This is a genomic window from Plantactinospora sp. A48 (assembly GCF_055793945.1).
In genome coordinates, this window is record NZ_JBTIXF010000002.1 from 111,794 (window position 1) to 128,039 (window position 16,246).

At 72.8% G+C, this 16,246-nt stretch carries 13 protein-coding genes; 11 read left to right on the forward strand and 2 right to left on the reverse strand.

Going from position 1 to position 16,246, the window contains the following annotated elements:
- Nucleotides 1-14 precede the first annotated feature (14 nt).
- The 3 genes from ACXN5W_RS02105 (at nt 15) to topA (ending at nt 4,808) form a co-directional block, all read left to right on the forward strand.
- A complete protein-coding gene (locus ACXN5W_RS02105; RefSeq protein ID WP_473156398.1) occupies nt 15-554 on the forward strand; it encodes a hypothetical protein in 540 nt (179 codons plus the stop codon).
- Nucleotides 545-1,267, forward strand: a complete 723-nt coding sequence (locus tag ACXN5W_RS02110; protein ID WP_473156399.1) for a hypothetical protein — start codon at nt 545-547, stop codon at nt 1,265-1,267. Before ACXN5W_RS02105 ends, ACXN5W_RS02110 begins: the two co-directional genes overlap by 10 nt.
- A gap of 637 nt (nt 1,268-1,904) precedes the next feature.
- Nucleotides 1,905-4,808 (forward strand): type I DNA topoisomerase, encoded by a 2,904-nt coding sequence (topA, locus tag ACXN5W_RS02115; RefSeq protein WP_473156400.1) that lies wholly within the window; start codon nt 1,905-1,907, stop codon nt 4,806-4,808.
- Between the two features lie 64 nt (nt 4,809-4,872).
- Here topA and ACXN5W_RS02120 read toward each other — a convergent pair whose 3' ends face one another.
- A complete protein-coding gene (locus ACXN5W_RS02120) occupies nt 4,873-6,201 on the reverse strand; it encodes a D-arabinono-1,4-lactone oxidase (protein ID WP_473156401.1) in 1,329 nt (442 codons plus the stop codon).
- Nucleotides 6,202-6,368: 167 nt separating this feature from the next.
- Between ACXN5W_RS02120 and ACXN5W_RS02125 the strand changes: the two genes are divergently transcribed.
- Both ACXN5W_RS02125 and ACXN5W_RS02130 read left to right on the forward strand, forming a co-directional pair.
- Nucleotides 6,369-7,073 (forward strand): TetR/AcrR family transcriptional regulator, encoded by a 705-nt coding sequence (locus ACXN5W_RS02125; protein ID WP_473156402.1) that lies wholly within the window; start codon nt 6,369-6,371, stop codon nt 7,071-7,073.
- Nucleotides 7,074-7,126: 53 nt separating this feature from the next.
- On the forward strand, nt 7,127-7,873 hold the full coding sequence (locus ACXN5W_RS02130; RefSeq protein WP_473156403.1) for a L,D-transpeptidase family protein: 747 nt from the start codon (nt 7,127-7,129) through the stop codon (nt 7,871-7,873).
- Between the two features lie 78 nt (nt 7,874-7,951).
- On the opposite strand, the gene ACXN5W_RS02135 is transcribed toward ACXN5W_RS02130, so the two are convergent.
- Nucleotides 7,952-9,202, reverse strand: coding sequence for an amino acid deaminase/aldolase (locus tag ACXN5W_RS02135; RefSeq protein ID WP_473156404.1), 1,251 nt, complete (start codon nt 9,200-9,202; stop codon nt 7,952-7,954).
- Between the two features lie 326 nt (nt 9,203-9,528).
- Between ACXN5W_RS02135 and tmk the strand changes: the two genes are divergently transcribed.
- The 6 genes from tmk to ACXN5W_RS02165 all read left to right on the forward strand — a co-directional run bounded on the left by tmk (nt 9,529) and on the right by ACXN5W_RS02165 (nt 15,554).
- Complete coding sequence (gene tmk / locus ACXN5W_RS02140; protein WP_473156507.1) at nt 9,529-11,640, forward strand: dTMP kinase; 2,112 nt, start codon at nt 9,529-9,531, stop codon at nt 11,638-11,640.
- Entirely contained in the window at nt 11,640-12,944 is a 1,305-nt protein-coding gene (locus ACXN5W_RS02145) for a DNA polymerase III subunit delta' (protein ID WP_473156405.1), read from the forward strand. Before tmk ends, ACXN5W_RS02145 begins: the two co-directional genes overlap by 1 nt.
- 140 nt (nt 12,945-13,084) lie before the next feature.
- Nucleotides 13,085-13,411, forward strand: coding sequence for a YbaB/EbfC family nucleoid-associated protein (locus ACXN5W_RS02150; protein ID WP_473156406.1), 327 nt, complete (start codon nt 13,085-13,087; stop codon nt 13,409-13,411).
- Nucleotides 13,412-13,720 carry a hypothetical protein gene (locus ACXN5W_RS02155; protein ID WP_473156407.1) on the forward strand — a complete coding sequence of 103 codons (309 nt, stop codon included), beginning with the start codon at nt 13,412-13,414 and terminating at the stop codon, nt 13,718-13,720. It abuts the gene before it with no gap.
- The gene (locus tag ACXN5W_RS02160) at nt 13,720-14,382 is read left to right on the forward strand and encodes a hypothetical protein (RefSeq protein WP_473156408.1); all 663 of its coding nucleotides are present in this window, start codon (nt 13,720-13,722) and stop codon (nt 14,380-14,382) included. The genes ACXN5W_RS02155 and ACXN5W_RS02160 overlap by 1 nt, the downstream gene beginning before the upstream one ends.
- A gap of 332 nt (nt 14,383-14,714) precedes the next feature.
- The gene (locus ACXN5W_RS02165; RefSeq protein ID WP_473156409.1) at nt 14,715-15,554 is read left to right on the forward strand and encodes a PSP1 domain-containing protein; all 840 of its coding nucleotides are present in this window, start codon (nt 14,715-14,717) and stop codon (nt 15,552-15,554) included.
- The last annotated feature ends 692 nt before the right edge of the window (nt 15,555-16,246 follow it).

A 16,246-nucleotide genomic window follows, 5' to 3' on the forward strand; every position in this document is an offset into this window, starting at 1 on the left:
GTACGCTGCAACGCATGCGTACGCCCCGCGCGACCGCCGTCGGACCGGCTGCGGTGCTCCTCACGGCCGTCCTCCTGCTCGGGGCGTGCGGGTCGGGACCCACCCCACAGGTCTGGGCCGCCACGGTCTGCCAGGCACTCGCGCCCTGGCGGGTCGAGATCAACAAGCTGACCAGTGTGACCCAGCAGCAGATGACGGCCCGGACCACTCCCGCCCAGGCGAAGGAGAATCTGGTGCGGCTCATGGGCGGCGCCGAGCAGGCCACCGAGACGGCCCGCAAGAAGATCGCGGACGCCGGCATTCCCGACACCGAGCAGGGCGAGAGCGTCGCGCACGGCTTCCTGAACTCGCTCGTCGCGGTCCGCGACGCGTACGGGCGGGCCCGCGCCTCGATCGAGGCGTTGGGCACCGACCGGTCGGACACGTTCTATGACGGGGTGCAGGCGAGCGTCGAGCGGCTGACCACCGAGTACCGGGCCAGTTCGGTGGACACCACCAAGCTCAATTCGCAGGAGCTGAAGCGGGCCTTCGACGAGGTCCCGGAGTGTCGCTGACCTCCCCGCCCGAACCAGGCGAGCCGGCGCTCTTCTCGGTCGAGCCGCCGGCCGATCATCCTGCCCCGGGCGCCACGCCCGCCCGCCGATCCGGCGCACGGTCCGGGGCTGGCGCGTCGGGCGTCGATCCGGCCCGGCAGCCGTCGCTGTTCGGGGTCGCGGCGGTCGAGCCGTCGGTGGCCGATCTGGCCGGGCTGCTGGCCGGCACCGGACAGGTGGTCCGGATGGGCGGTACGGCCCGGATCTCGGTCGACGTCGATCATCCGTGGCGGGTTCACGTCCTGGCCGCCGAACTGGATCGGCGCGGCCTGAAGGCCGGTTGGACACCCACGGCGGACGGCAGGTACGCCGTTCGGACCTCGTACGCGGTCGGGCTGGCGGCGCTGGGGCGGGCCTGGCTGACCGGCGAGCGGAAACGCCCGCCGGCCGGCTTCCACCTCGACGGTCCCCGGCTGCGGCTCTGGGTGGCCGCCGACGGCGGGCCGGACGACCAGGGGTACGCGCTGCGGCTGGACCCGGCCGGTGCGGCGTACTGGCCGATCATCGGTGCCGCGTTGGCCGCGGTGGGTCTGGCGGCGGACCTGGTCGGTGCCGGGGACGGTGGCCCGGCGTACCGGATCAGCGGCCCGCGCCCGATCGCCCGGTTGGCGGAGTTGGTCGGCGACCGCCCGGCCACCGCGCCCCCGGACCGCTGGCCCGGCGGGCCGGTCTGACCGACCGCACCCGCTCCCGGCGGGCCGGTCTGACCGCACCCCGCATCCCGCTCCCGGCGCGTCGGCCGGTGGTTTTCGCACCCCTGGAGCGCCGGGCCGGCGGCCCGGCCTGATCGCCGGTCCGCGCCGTCGATCGCGAGGGTCGATGGGCGGTTTGGGGATCGAAAGAGCCGTTCATCTCGGGTTCGACCCGGTGGATTCGGGGGTGGCGGTTGGGAGGGTTTTGACCCGGAAAACGGTCCGATCCGGAGACCTTGACGGATATTGATCCGCTCGGTCTGCCCCGCTGGCAGCCATCGGCGGTGTACCGTGTCGCCGTTCGGCACCGTTCCACTACGTGGCGCGGTCGTCCCGTCAACGTCGCTGCTCGGGAGCCTATTGCGTGGCCCGAGCAACCGAAGTGTCGGTGAGCGCGTTACGTTGGACGTTCAGTCGGCCCGTGGTATCGGGACGAGCCCGGCAAGGCGACGACGCCGGGACGCCCGGCCGGAACGGTTCGCCGGGACGCCCGGCCGGAGCGGTCCGCCGGGCAGCACCACCCGTAGCGGCCGCCACTGGTCCGCCGGGCAGCACCACCCGGATCGGTCAGAGCGGTCCGCCGGGCAGCAGCGCACTGTGAGCGAGGTCGGGGAGTAACGTGCCGAGCAACGCCAGGAGCACCCGTCTGGTCATCGTCGAGTCACCGGCGAAGGCCAAGACGATCTCGGGCTATCTCGGCCCGGGTTACGTCGTCGAGGCCAGTTTCGGGCACGTCCGCGATCTGCCGAGGAACGCGGCAGAGGTGCCGTCGGGCTACGAGGACAAGCCCTGGGCCCGGCTCGGGGTCGACGTGGACAACGGTTTCGCCGCCCTCTACGTGGTCTCGCCGGACCGGCGCAAGCAGATCACCAAGCTGCGCTCGCTGGTCAAGGAGGTGGACGAGGTCTTCCTCGCCACCGACGAGGACCGCGAGGGTGAGGCCATCGCCTGGCACCTGGTGGAGACGCTGAAGCCGAAGGTGCCGGTCAAGCGGATGGTCTTCCACGAGATCACCCGGCCGGCGATCCAGGCCGCCGTGGCCAACCCCCGGGAGATCGACCGGGATCTGGTGGACGCCCAGGAGGCACGCCGGATTCTCGACCGGCTGTACGGCTACGAGGTTTCCCCGGTGCTGTGGCGCAAGGTGCGCAGCGGGCTGTCGGCCGGCCGGGTCCAGTCGGTGGCGACCCGGATCGTAGTGGAACGCGAGCGGCAGCGGATGGCGTTCCGCACCGCCGAGTACTGGGACATCCTGGCCACCCTGGCGGTGGCCGAGGCCGGCGAGGGACCGAAGACGTTCGGCGCGACCCTGGTGGCGTTGAACGGCGACCGGATCGCCACCGGGAAGGACTTCGAACCCACGACCGGCCGGGTACGGCCCGGTGCCGGGGTGACCCATCTGGACGAGGCGGGTGCCCGGGGACTGGCGGCCCGCTTGGACGGGCGGCCGTTCACGGTCATCCGGGTCGAGGAGAAGCCCTACCGGCGTCGCCCGTACGCGCCGTTCATCACCTCGACGCTCCAGCAGGAGGCGTCCCGCAAGCTGCGGATGTCCTCCCAGCAGACGATGCGCACAGCGCAGCGGTTGTACGAGAGCGGCTACATCACCTACATGCGGACCGACTCGGTCAACCTGTCCGAGACCGCCATCGCGGCCGCCCGCCGGCAGATCGCGGAGTTGTACGGCGACCGCAGCGTGCCGCCGGAGCCGCGCCGCTACACCGGCAAGGTCAAGAACGCCCAGGAGGCGCACGAGGCGATCCGCCCGGCCGGCGACAACTTCCGGACTCCCGGCGACGTGGCGAAGGAACTGTCCGCTGAGGAGTACAAGCTCTACGAGTTGATCTGGCGGCGCACCATCGCCTCGCAGATGACCGACGCGGTCGGGTCCAGCGTGTCGGTGCGGATCCGGGCGCTGTCCAGCGCGGGCGAGGAGGCCGACTTCGCGGCCACCGGCAAGACGATCACCGACCCGGGTTTCCTGCGCGCGTACGTCGAGTCCAGTGACGACGAGAACGCCGAGGCCGAGGACGCCGAGCGGCGGTTGCCGACCCTGGTCAAGGACCAGCCGTTGACCGCGCGGGAGTTGGCGGCGCAGGGCCACCACACCCAGCCGCCGTCCCGGTACACCGAGGCCTCGCTGGTCAAGGCGCTGGAGGAGTTGGGCATCGGCCGCCCGTCGACGTACGCGTCGATCATGCAGACCATTCAGGACCGGGGGTACGTCAGCAAGCGCGGTCAGGCCCTGATCCCGTCGTTCCTGGCGTTCGCCGTGGTCGGGCTGCTGGAGCGGCACTATCCCCGACTGATCGACTACAACTTCACGGCCAGCATGGAGAACGAGCTGGACGAGATCGCCGGGGGCGACCACGCGTCCGTGGACTTCCTCACGGCGTTCTACTTCGGCGACTCCCGGGGCGGGGCCGGTGACGCCGAGATCGCCCGGTCCGGTGGCCTGAAGAAGATGGTCACCGACAATCTCAGCGAGATCGACGCCCGCAGCGTCAACTCCATCCCGCTGTTCACCGACGACACCGGCCGCGAGGTGGTGGTCCGGGTCGGCCGCTACGGGCCGTACCTGCAACGGATCCCGACCGGGACGGTGACCGCGTCGACCGCGGGCAGCGATGTCGCCACGGCCGACGGTGGTACGGCCGACGGCGAGAGCGGTGCGCCCGAGGACCGGGTGACCCTCCCGGACGGGATCGCCCCCGACGAGCTGACCCCGGAGAAGGTCAACGAGCTGTTCCTGGGCGGTGGTGGGGAGCGGAAGCTCGGCGAGCACCCGGAGACCGGGGAACCGATCCTGCTCAAGTCCGGCCGGTTCGGCCCGTACGTCTCGACCGGCGACCGCAACGCCTCGTTGCTGCGCACCCAGTCGCCGGATTCGTTGACCCTGACCGACGCCCTGCGCCTGCTGACCCTGCCCCGGCTGGTCGGTCGGGATCCCGACGGTAACGAGATCCTGGCGGCCAACGGCCGGTACGGCCCGTACGTCAAGCGGGGGGACGACTTCCGTTCGCTGGACGGCGAGGACAAGCTGTTCACGGTCACCCTGGACGAGGCGTTGGCGCTGCTGGCGGCGCCCAAGGCCCGGCAGCGTCGGGCCGCCGCGCCGCCGCTGCGGGAGATGGGCGCCGACCCGGCCACCGAGAAGCCGCTGGTGATCAAGGATGGCCGCTTCGGTCCGTACGTCACCGACGGCGAGACGAACGCCTCGCTGCGGCGCGGTCAGACGCCCGAGGCGTTGACCCTGGAGGAGGCGTCGGAGATGCTCGCCGAGAAGCGGGCCAAGGGACCGGCGCCGAAGAAGGCCGCCAAGAAGGCTCCGGCCAAGAAGGCGGCGGCGAAGAAGACCACGACCGCCAAGGCGGCGACCGCGAAGAAGACGACGGCTGCCAAGAAGGCGACCGCCACCAAGGCGACCAGCGCGGCGAGCAAGGCGACCGCCGCCAAGAAGGCGACCACCGCCAAGAAGGCGACCGCCGCGAAGGCCACGAAGGCGACCCGGACGGTCGAGTGATCTTGTCCGGGGTCACCCGGGCGTTGTCTCAGGGACGGCCTCCGGGCCTGCCGGAACTCACCGGTCAGGGTCCGAGCACCCGCTCCAGGTGGGAGTTGCCGAACACCCGGTCCGGGTCCAGCCGGTCGCGCGCGGCCCGGAAGTCGTCGAACCGGGGGTACGCCGGGCGCAGGCTGGTCGCGTCGCGGTAGTGCAGCTTGCCCCAGTGCGGTCGACCGGCCAGGTCCGTGGCAACCTGCTCGAAGGCCCGGAAGTACGGCTCGTACGGCACCCCGACGTACTGGTGGATGGCCAGGTACGCCGACTCCCGGCCGTAGCCGTGGGACAGCCAGATGTCGTCCGGGGCGGTGAACCGGATCTCCACCGGGAACAGCACCCGGAACGGGAGCCCGTCCACGATCCGGCGCAGCGCCGCCAGCGCCTCCGGCAGCGCCTCGCGGGGCAGGCCGTACTCCATCTCCACGAAGCGGACCCGGCGCGGGGTGCAGAAGACCCGGTCGGACCGGCCGGTGTAGCTACGGGCGGTGAGGGCGCGGGCGGACACCGAGCTGATCGTCGGCACCAGCCGGGGGAGCCGACGGCCGAGCCGGCAGGCGCCGGCGAAGACCGTGTTGGACAGGAACTCGTCGTCCAGCCAGCCACGCAGCCGGGGCAGCGGCGCGTCGTCGGCGGCGACCCGGTTGTTCGTCTTCACCTGGACCCGGTCGGTGTACGGGAACCAGTAGAACTCGGCGTGGTCGTTGCCGGACACCAGCTCGGGCAGGCCGGCCAGCACGTCGGCCAGCGCGGCGGGCCGTTCGTCGGCGCGCAGCACGAAGGCGTCCACGCAGCGCAGGGTCACCTCGACCAGCACGCCGAGCGCGCCCAACCCGACCCGGGCGGCGGCGAAGACCTCGGGGTGCTCGGTGTCCGAACAGGTCAGCAGCTCACCGGTGCCGGTCACCAGGGTGAGCGAGTCGACGAAGGTGGACAGGCAGCCGTACCCGGCGCCGGTGCCGTGGGTGCCGGTGGCCAGCGCTCCGGCCACCGTCTGCGCGTCGATGTCACCGAGGTTCGGCAGCGCCAGCCCGTGCCGGGCGAGCAGGTCGTTGAGGGCACGCAGGGTCAGCCCCGCCGGGATGGTGGCGAGTCGCCGGTCCGGGTCCACCCGGACCGTGCCGGGCAGCCCGGCCAGGTCCAGCCGGTCACCGTCGGGGCGGGCGATGGCGGTGAACGAGTGGCCACTGCCGATAACCTTAAGTCGTCGTCCCTCGGCTCGGGCGGCGCGTACGGCGTCGAGCACTCCCGGGATGTCGGCGGGCCGCCGGACGATGCCGCTGGCGCTCTGGTTGCCGGCCCAGTTCGACCATGAGGTGGCCGTGCCGGTGGCCGGCGGCGATGCGGTTCCCGGCATGCGCCCTCCCGACGGTCGATGTGAGAATCACTCATATCAGCATCCCTACCTGCAGGTAAATACCGCGAGCGGGACTTGCTCGTTAAGCCGGGTAACGTTTCGAACTCGCTACGGTGACCGCGCGCGGTTCACTGGGCAAACTTCCCGTCGAAAGGGTGTGGCGACGAGTGTCTACGTCAACCGCCACGACCGGTCCGCTGCGCCGGGTACCGGTACAGGGCCGCAGTGTCGCCCGGGTCCAACGGATGCTCGACGCCTGCGCCGAGCTCGTCGACGAGGTGGGTTACGAGGGACTCACCACCACCTTGCTGGCCGAACGGGCCGGGGTGGCGATCGGCTCCGTCTACCAGTTCTTCCCGGACAAGCGGGCGATCGTCCAGGCGCTGACGCTGCGCAACCTGGAGGCGTACCTCCAGCGGCTGGCCGACCGGCTCACCGGGGAGGACCTCAAGGACTGGTGGGACGGGGTGGACGCCGGCATCGACGAGTACATCAGCATGCATCGTCAGGTCCCCGGCTTCCGTACCCTCCACTTCGGCGACATCGTCGACGTCCACCTGCTCGACGAGGACCGGGACAACAACGGGGTGATCGCGGAACAGCTCACCCAGGTCCTCGCCGAGCGCTTCGGGATCCGCGACGTGGCCCGGCTGCGGTTCGCCCTGGAGATCGCGGTGGAGGCGGCCGACGCGCTGATCAAGCTGGCCTTCCGCCGGGTTCCCGAGGGCGACGAGCGGGTCCTGGTCGAGGCCAAGTCCCTGATCCGGGAGTACCTGCACGCGCAGGTCGACGCCGGTGAGAAGGCCGTCGATGGGACGGCTCAGCCCGCTGCCGGCGCGAAGGCGCAGCCGGCCGCCAGCCCGGCGTCCTAGGGCTGCCCGGGCGACGGATGTCGGTGCCGCCGCCCGGCCGGCACAATGAGCCGATGCGCCGGAGAAACCTGCTGTTGGGCACCCTGGCCGGTGCCGCCGTCGCGTTCGGCGGCACCCGACCAGCCGCCGCGGGCGTCGTGGTGGGCCCGGGTGACCCGCGGCCGGGCAACCGTCCGGTGCAGCGGCTGTCGTGGTCGCCGGGGCGGCTCCGGACCCTGCCGGCGGGAACCCGCCAGGTGCTCACGGTGACCGGGTCGAGCTATGCCACGACGTACGCCGAGCTGGCCGCCTATGAGGTCGTCGACGGCGCCTGGCGCCGACCGATGGCGCAGGTGCCGTGCCGGATCGGCTCGCGGGGGTTCAGCGACAACCACACCGAGGGCGTGCCGACCACCCCCACCGGGCTCTACCCGGTCGGCGCCACCATGTACGGCATCGCGGCCAACCCGGGGGTGCGCTACCCGTACCACGTGCTGCGAACCGACGACTGGTGGAACGAGAACCCGGCGTCGCCCGGCTACAACACCTTCCAGCACGGCGCGAACCCGGGCGGGGCCAGCGAGGCGCTGTGGAGGATCTCACCGCAGTACACCCACTTCGCGGTGCTGAACTACAACGTGCCGGCCGTGCCCGGCAGGGGCAGCGGCATCTTCCTGCACCAGTCCGGCACCGCTCCCGGCCCGACGGCCGGCTGTGTGAGTCTCGGCCACGCCGACCTGGTCCGGGTGCTGACCTGGCTGGACCCGGCGGCCGCCCCGCGGGTGCTGCTGTGCCCGACGGCCAACCTCGGCCGGTACTGACCCGCCGTCCCGGCGGCGGCCGGCCACCGGTACTGACCCGCCGGCCGGTACTGACCCGCCGGCGCGGCGGCGGCCCGGTCAGAGGAAGACCCGGCCCTCGCCCCGGTACGTGGGCACCGTGTCGACGATCCGGTCGCCGTCCACCAGGTGCAGCTCGTTGACGTGCTCGGCCAGCTCGCCGGCCTTGGCGTGCCGGAACCAGACCCGGTCGCCCACCGCCAGCCCGTCGGCCGCCGCGCCGAGGACCGGGGTCTGCACCTCGCCCGCGCCCTCGGTGCCGGTGAGTCGCAGCCCGGCCGGCAGCCAGGGCGTCGGCAGCCGACTCGACTCGGCCGGTCCGGAGGCGATCCAGCCGCCGCCGAGCACGGTCGCGACGCCGGCGCCGGGTCGCCGGACCACGGGCAGCGCGAAGAACGCGGCCGGGCGTGGTCGCCACGCCCGGTAGCCGTCGAACAGGGTCGGCCCGTACAGCCCGGAGCCGGCCGTGATCTCGGTGACCGCCGGGTCCGCGCTGGTCAACGCCACGCTGCCGGTGCCGCCGGCGTTCACGAACTCCAGGTCGGCGTGCTCGCGTACCCGGGCGATCGCCGTCGCCCGGCGGGCCAGCAGTTCCGGGTACGACCGTCGCTGCATCGCCCGGATCAGCCGGCCCCGCACGGCCTGGCCCGGTGGGGCGTCACCGAGACCGGCGATCTGCGCCTCGTACGACATGACGCCCACCAGTCGGAAGCCCGGCCGGTTCGCGATCCGGGCGGCGAACGCACCGGCGGCCTCCGGGGTGCGTACCGGCGAGCGTTGGACCCCGATGTGCAGCCGCCCGCCGGGTCCACCGCCCAGCGGGCGCCACGAGGCGTCCAGATCGATACAGAGCCGCAGTGGGGGCCGGCGGTCCGGTGGGGTGACCGCGTCGATCAGGGCCAGCTGTTCGGGGCCGTCGACCATGAGCGTCACGGCCTCGGCCAGCCCCTCGTCGGCGGCGAGCCGGGCCAGCGCGGCCCGGTCCGCGCTGGGGTAGGCCACCACGGCGTCCCGGGTCGTCCCGCTCTCCACCAGCCAGATCGCCTCGGGCAGGGTGTACGACAACACGCCGTGCCAGCCCGGCCGGTCGAGCACCCGGGCGAGCAGAGCGCGGCACCGGACCGACTTGCTGGCCACCCGCAGCGGCTTGCCGGCCGCGCGCTGGACCAGGTCGGTGGCGTTGGCGTCGAACGCGGCCCGGTCCACCACCGCCAGCGGTGGGTCGCACGAGATGGTTGCCCGATCCAACCGGTCGCGCTGGTCGGCGGGCTGTTCGGGGTGGTCCCCGGGCTTGGCGGGTCGAGGGGTCACGTCAGCACGCTAACCGGAAAACGGTCAATGTGAAACACCTTCATTTCTGGCCCGGTTGGAACGGTCGTTCCGCCGCCGCCTACCCTGACGGATCAGGGGAATGTCGGGGCCGTGCCGGACCTCGGCGCGGCTAGAGTGACAGGTCGGGGGCGCCCAGCGATGGGCCGGCACGCGGAGGTACGGCCATCGACACCAACAACGGCAGACCGGACGGCGACGACACGCTGGCCGGTCCCTCCGTACCGCCGCAGGCCGCAGTCGACCGCTCCGGCCTCTCGGCGTTGCGCTCGGTGCTCCGTCGCCGCCCGTTCCGCCGGTTGTGGATCGTGCTCGGTGTCGCCTCGTTCGGCGACTGGCTGGGCCTGCTGGCAACCTCGCTGTTCGCCGAGGCGCAGGTCAGCGGGAGCGCCGCGAAGGGCGCCGCGTTCGGCTCGGTGATCGCGGTCCGACTGCTGCCGGCGCTGGTGCTCGGCCCGGTCGCCGGGGTGCTGGCCGACCGGTTCGACCGGCGCTACACGATGGTCATCTGTGACCTCCTGAGATTTGTCCTGTTCGCGTCGATTCCGCTGGTTGCTCTCTCGGGCCTGAACGGCGGCCTCGTCGTCGGCTGGGCGGCGGGCGCCACCTTCCTGATCGAGTCGATCACGCTGATCTGGATCCCGGCCAAGGAGGCCGCGGTTCCCAACCTGATCCCGCGATCCCGGTTGGAGACGGCAAACCAGCTCACCCTGATCACCACGTACGGCCTCACCCCGGTGCTCGCGGCGGTCAGCCTCTCGGTGCTCGACGTCAGCGTCCGGGGACTGGCGGGCGGGCAGATGCCCGGCTGGGCCCAGCCCGCACAGATCGCGCTCTACATCAACGCGCTGTCCCGGCTGGCCACCGCGCTGGTGGTGCTGTTCGGGATCAAGGAGATCAGCGCCACCGGCCGCGGCGGTGCCAAGGGCCCGGCCGAGGAGAGCGTGCTGCGGCAGTTCGTGGACGGCTGGAAGTTCATCGGCCGCAGCCCGCTGGTCCGGGGCCTGGTGCTCGGCATCTTCGGTGCCTTCGCCGGCGGCGGCATCGTGATCGGTACCGCCAAGTTCTTCACCCTGTCACTCAGCGCTGGTGACGCCGCCTTCTCCCTGCTCTTCGGGGCCATCTTCGTGGGGCTGTCGGTCGGCATCGGGCTCGGCCCGATGATCGTCAGAGACATGTCCCGGCGGCGCTGGTTCGGGGTCAGCATCGTGCTGGCCAGCGCATCCGTGCTGTTCCTGGCCGTCGCCATCCACCTGTCGATGGCCATCCTCGGGGCGATTCTGGTGGGCGCCGGCGCCGGCATGGCGTTCCTGGCCGGTACGACACTGCTGGGCGGTGAGATCGCCGACGATGTCCGGGGCCGGGTCTTCGCCGTGGTGCAGACCGGCACCCGACTGGTGCTGATGCTCGCCATCTCGCTGAGCAGTCTGCTGGTCGGCCTCGGTGGCTCACGCCGGCTCAACATCGCCGACCTGGGCATCTCGGTCTCGTCCACCCGCCTGCTGCTGCTGGCCGCCGGCCTCGCCGGGATCTTCGCGGGCGTCAGCGCGTTCCGCCAGATGGACGACAAGGCCGGCGTACCGGTGCTGGCCGACCTCTGGGGCTCGATCCGGGGCCGGCCGCTGGCCCCGGCCGAGCCGTTCACCTCCACCGGGTTCTTCCTGGTCTTCGAGGGCGGTGACGGGGCCGGCAAGTCGACCCAGGCGGCGGCGCTCGCCGAGCGGCTGCGGGAACAGGGCCACGAGGTGGTGCTCACCCGCGAGCCGGGAGCCACCGAGGTGGGCCGACGGATCCGGGGCCTCGTGCTCGACCACAGCGGTGATCCGCCGCTGTCGGCCCGCGCGGAGGCGCTGCTCTACGCGGCGGATCGCGCGCAGCACGTCGCCACGGTGGTCCGGCCGGCCCTGGCCCGCGGGGCCGTGGTGATCAGTGACCGGTACGTCGACTCGTCGCTGGCGTACCAGGGTGCCGGTCGGGTCCTGCCCGCCGAAGAGGTCTCCTGGCTCTCCTCCTGGGCGACCGGCGGCCTCAAACCGGACCTGGTCGTGGTGCTTGACGTCGACCCCACGGTCGGCCTGGCCCGGGTGACCGAGCGGGGTGGCGACACCGACCGGATGGAGGCCGAGTCGACCGACTTCCACGAGCGGGTCCGGTTGGCGTTCCTCGACCTGGCCGCCGCCGACCCGCATCGCTATCTGGTGCTGGACGCCTCCCGGCCGGCCGCCGAGGTGACCGGGGCGGTCGCGGCGCGGGTCGCCGAACGGTTCACCGCACCCGATTCGGTCATCCACCCGGATCCGGCGCGTCCGCCGGACACCTCGGTCGAACCGAAGTTATCCGACGCCGAGTTAGCCGAGCTGACCGTCCTGCCCCGGACGGCCACCGTCGACACCGACAGTGAGTTGGGATCCCGGCGCTGATGCCGAGCGTCTTCGCGGACCTGGTCGGGCAGGAGGAGGCCGTCGCGACGCTGCGCCGGGCGGCCGCCGCGGCGGCACACCTGCTCCAGCACCCGGAACCGGCGACCGAACCGGTCGGCCTGGCCCCGGCGGGCCGGGAATCCAGGTCCGAGCCGACCGACCCGGCCCCGGCGACCGACCCGGCTGGTCAGCCGGCCCACCCGGACGGGTCCGGATCCACCTCGGCCATGACGCACGCCTGGATCTTCACCGGTCCCCCGGGTTCGGGGCGGTCGGTGGCCGCCCGCGCCCTGGCGGCGGCTCTCCAGTGCGCCACCGGCACCGGCTGCGGGGAGTGCGCCGGCTGCCACACCACGCTGACCGGTACGCACGCGGACGTGCGGTTCGTGGTGCCCGAAGGGCTGTCCATCCCGGTCACCGAGATCCGTGCCCTGGTGCTGCGCGCCGCCAGCACCCCGTCCGGGGGACGCTGGCAGGTGGTGGTGATCGAGGACGCCGACCGGCTCACCGAGGCGGCCGGAAACGCACTGCTCAAGGCCATCGAGGAGCCGCCACCGCGGACCGTCTTCCTGCTCTGCACCCCGTCGACCCACCCGGACGACATTTCGGTCACCATCCGGTCGCGCTGCCGGGTCGTCCCGCTGCGCCAACCACCCGCCGCGGCCGTGGCCACCGTGCTGGCCGACCGGGACGGCGTACCGGCCGAGGTCGCGGCCTGGGCGGCGGCGGCGGCCCAGGGACACGTGGGCCGGGCCCGTCGGCTGGCCCGGGACGCCGAGGCGCGCAAGCGCCGGGACGCCGTGCTCGCCGTGCCCCGCCGGTTGACCGGGGTGGGTGCCTGCTTCGACGCGGCCTCGGCGCTGATCGAGGCGGCCGAGGCGGAGGCCGTCGCGTCGGTGGCGGACCTCGACACGGGTGAGCGGGCCGCCCTGGAGACCGCGCTGGGCGCCGGGGGTACCGGCCGGGGCGCGGCAGGCGCCATTCGGGGCGCCGCCGGGCAGCTCAAGGAGCTGGAGAAGCGGCAGAAGTCGCGGGCCACCCGGGCGCAGCGGGACGCGCTGGACCGGGCCCTGGTCGATCTGGCCGGCTTCTACCGCGACGTGCTCGCGCTCACCCTGCGGGCGCCGGTACCGCCGGTCCACACGGACGTCACCGAACTCGCCCGGACCGCCGCCGAGCGCTGGACCTCGGAGGCGACGCTGCGCCGCCTGGAGGCCGTGCTGGCCTGCCGGACGGCCATCGAGACCAACGTCAAGCCCCGGATCGCCGTCGAGTCGATGATGCTCGCCCTCTGGCGCGGCTGACTTCCGGTTATCCACAGGCCGGCCGGTACGGGGTTTCCCGGCGCGGCAACGACCGGTACGGTTCCCATCGGCGTAGCGCGACGGGCGCGGCACGATGCGTGAGGCGGTGCCGGCGGCCGGCGCGGGAGGGGGGCCAGCCGATGGGGCGCGAGATCGACGAAGCCTGGATCGAGGAGGCGATCGAGCGTTACCGCCGGATCGAGTCGCTGCGGGCCGAGTTCGATCAGGCGGTGCGCCGGCTGGAGGTGACGGTCCGCTCCCCGGACGGACTGGTCGAGGTCGTGGTGACCGGCGACGGGACGATCACCGATGTCCGGATGACGGCGGGGTTGCAGGGCCGCGCCGGTGCGGAGGTGGCCCGATCGGTCCAGTCCGCCGTCACGGCCGCCGCCGACGCCGCGCGCTGGGCCCGGGACAAGTTGCACGCCGAGACCTTCGGCGCGTACCGGCCATTGGCGGAGGGCTGAATGGACAGTCTGGAGACGCTGGCCCGCCGGCTGGACGCGGAGGCCGCCCGGTTGACCCGGGTCGCCGCCGAGTTGGCACCGGCCGCGGAACTCGCCCCGACGGCCCTTTCCGCCGGCACACCCGGCCGGTTCGGCGAGTTGGGCCGGCAACTGCACGCGCGCTGGACGGCGGCGCTCGACGCCCGCGCCCGGGAGGCCGTGGACACCGCCAATGGCCTGGCCGAGACCGCCGAGGCGGTCCGGGCCGCGGCCCACGGGTACGCCGACACCGAGCACACCGTCCGACAACGGCACGCCGGGGAACGCTGATGGACGTCCTCGACCGGCTCACGGGTCCGGCCACCGATCTGCTCGACCGGGTGGACGGGCTGCTCAGCGGCGTCGGAGCCCCGGCCGACCACCGGATCTGGTCCCTGCTGCGCGCCGCCGGCACGCTGCCCGGCGCCGCAGCCGAGGCCGTGGCGGCGGTCCGACCCGGCCCGCTGGACGCCGTGGCGGAGGAGGCGCGGCGGCGCTGCCGGACGTACGAGCCGACGGTGGCCGTGCTGACGGGCCCGGTGGACTGGGCTGGTGTCGGCGCCGACGCTCTCGCCGGTCGGCGGGCGGCCCTCGCCGCTCGGGTGACCGGCGACGGGGATTCGCTGACGGCCCGGCTGGATCGGACGGCCGAGTTCGCCGCCGCCCTGGCCGACTGGTCCCGGCGGTCCCGTGCCCGGCTCGCCCGGACCCTGGCGGACGTGCTCGGCTCCGCCGAGGCCGTCCTCGTGGTCACCGGCGGGCCGGATGATCCCGATGGGGCGGCGCGGGCCGCCGCCGAGATCGGCGCCCGGGTGCTCGCCACGGTTTCCGGGGTGATCGCGGACGGCGACGATCTGCTGTGCCGCTACCAGCCGGAGCCGACCGAACGGCCGGTCGCTGCGCCGGCCACCGGGCCGTACCGGTGGGACGGGACCACCCGGGTGAGCCACTGAGCACGGCATGGGTCCAGCTCGGCGGCGGCGCTGCGCGGATTCGACGGCGCTCGGACTGGGAGCGGCGCTCGGACCCGGTCGGGCGAGCAACCGGATCGGGTAAAGCCGACGGCGTCGCGCTCAGGAGCGCCGTACCCCTCGGCGGCTCCGGCTGCGACGCCGTGGCTTCCCTGCACCCCCCGCAGGTTTATGTGCCCACTCAACGCGGATCGCCGCCGTTTGTCGCCGGGTACGCGCAGCTTTTATCCGGAAGGGTGAACGAGTCCGACCGGGCGGACGGCCAGAGGGGGACAAGTTCCGGCGGACCCAACCAGCGGAAGTATGGTGGATCGATGGGTATGCTCTGCGCGGTCAGCTTCAACCGGTACGGCCGCCTGTACTACCTCGACCCGGGAGACCTGCGCCCGGCGGTGGGTGACCGGGTGCTGGTGCCCACCGATGACGGCCCGGAGGTCGCCGAGTGCGTCTGGGCGGCACAGTGGGTCAGCGAGGACACCGACGGTTTCCCCCGGCTCGCCGGGCTGGCCACCGATGACGATCTGCGCCGGGACGGGCAGATCCGGCGCCGCAAGGCGGACGCGAAGGTGGCCGCCAAGCGCCTGATCCGCGAGCACGAGCTGCCGATGAAGGTGGTGGCCGTCGACCACGTCGTCGAGCCGGCCGGCACCGGCGGGCGGACCACCATCTACTTCACCGCCCCGCACCGGGTCGACTTCCGGTCCCTGGTGCGGGACCTCGGCGCCACCCTGCGCTGCCGGGTCGAGCTGCGGCAGCTGTCGGCCCGGGACTCGGCCCGGGTGCAGGGTGGCATCGGCCCGTGCGGCCGGGACCTCTGCTGCGCCACGTTCCTGACCGACTTCGAGCCGGTCACCATCCGGATGGCCAAGGACCAGGACCTGCCGCTCAACCCGCTACGCATCTCCGGCGCCTGCGGCCGGCTGATGTGCTGCCTGAAGTACGAACATCCGCTGTACGCCGACAGCGGCTCCTATCCCGCGTCCGGGCAGCGGGTCGAGACGCCCGACGGGCCCGCCAAGGTCATTTCCCGGTACCCACCGAGCGAGACGGTCACGGTCCGGCAGATCTCCGACGGTGCCATCAAGCAGTGTTCCTTCTCCGATGTCTGCGGATCGCGCCGAGCCTACGAGAGCCGGACCGCACAGCCGGAGTAGCCAGCGGGCCCCGACCCGCGAACGCCCCGTCCTGCGAACGCCCCGTCCCGCGAACGCCCCGTCCCGCGAACGCCCCGTCCTGCGAACGCCCCGTCCTGCGAACGCCCCGTCCCGCGAACGCCCCGTCCCGCGGCCCCGTCCCGCGAACGTCCCGTCCCGCGGCGGCCGCTGACCGGGACGGGGCCTTCCGCACGATGGGTCCACCGGCAGGGCGGGGCTCAACTTCAACGCGCAGGCGTGGCGCGGCTTCGTCGCCTGGCCAGGGAGATCGGGCCGCTCGACTGACCTGGCACGGATCCACAAGCCTTCGCTGGGTTCCGAACAGCCAGGCTGGGCCGTCGACGCTCACCAAGGGTGAGCGCCGGCCGATCCTGCCGAGTCCGCCTTCTTCTCGCTTTGCAATGCTTCCCCCCAGGCATCAGCAACGATGAGTAATCGGCGACTGTATCCACCGGACGCGGTTCTCAAGCACGAATCGCAGTTCAGCGTGGGTGTTGCGTGGAGGGAAGCATTGCAAAGCGACGAAGCAGGTGGCAGGCGAGCCATGCCAATCCCTACGGAACGTCACCGACGTGGTGTCCGCCGGCATCGTTACCCACAGTGCCAGGCTGCGACCGCCGGCTCCGCCCCGCCGATCCGTTCACGCCGATCCGTTCACGCCGATCCGTTCACGCTGGGGCGGTGGGGCCGGG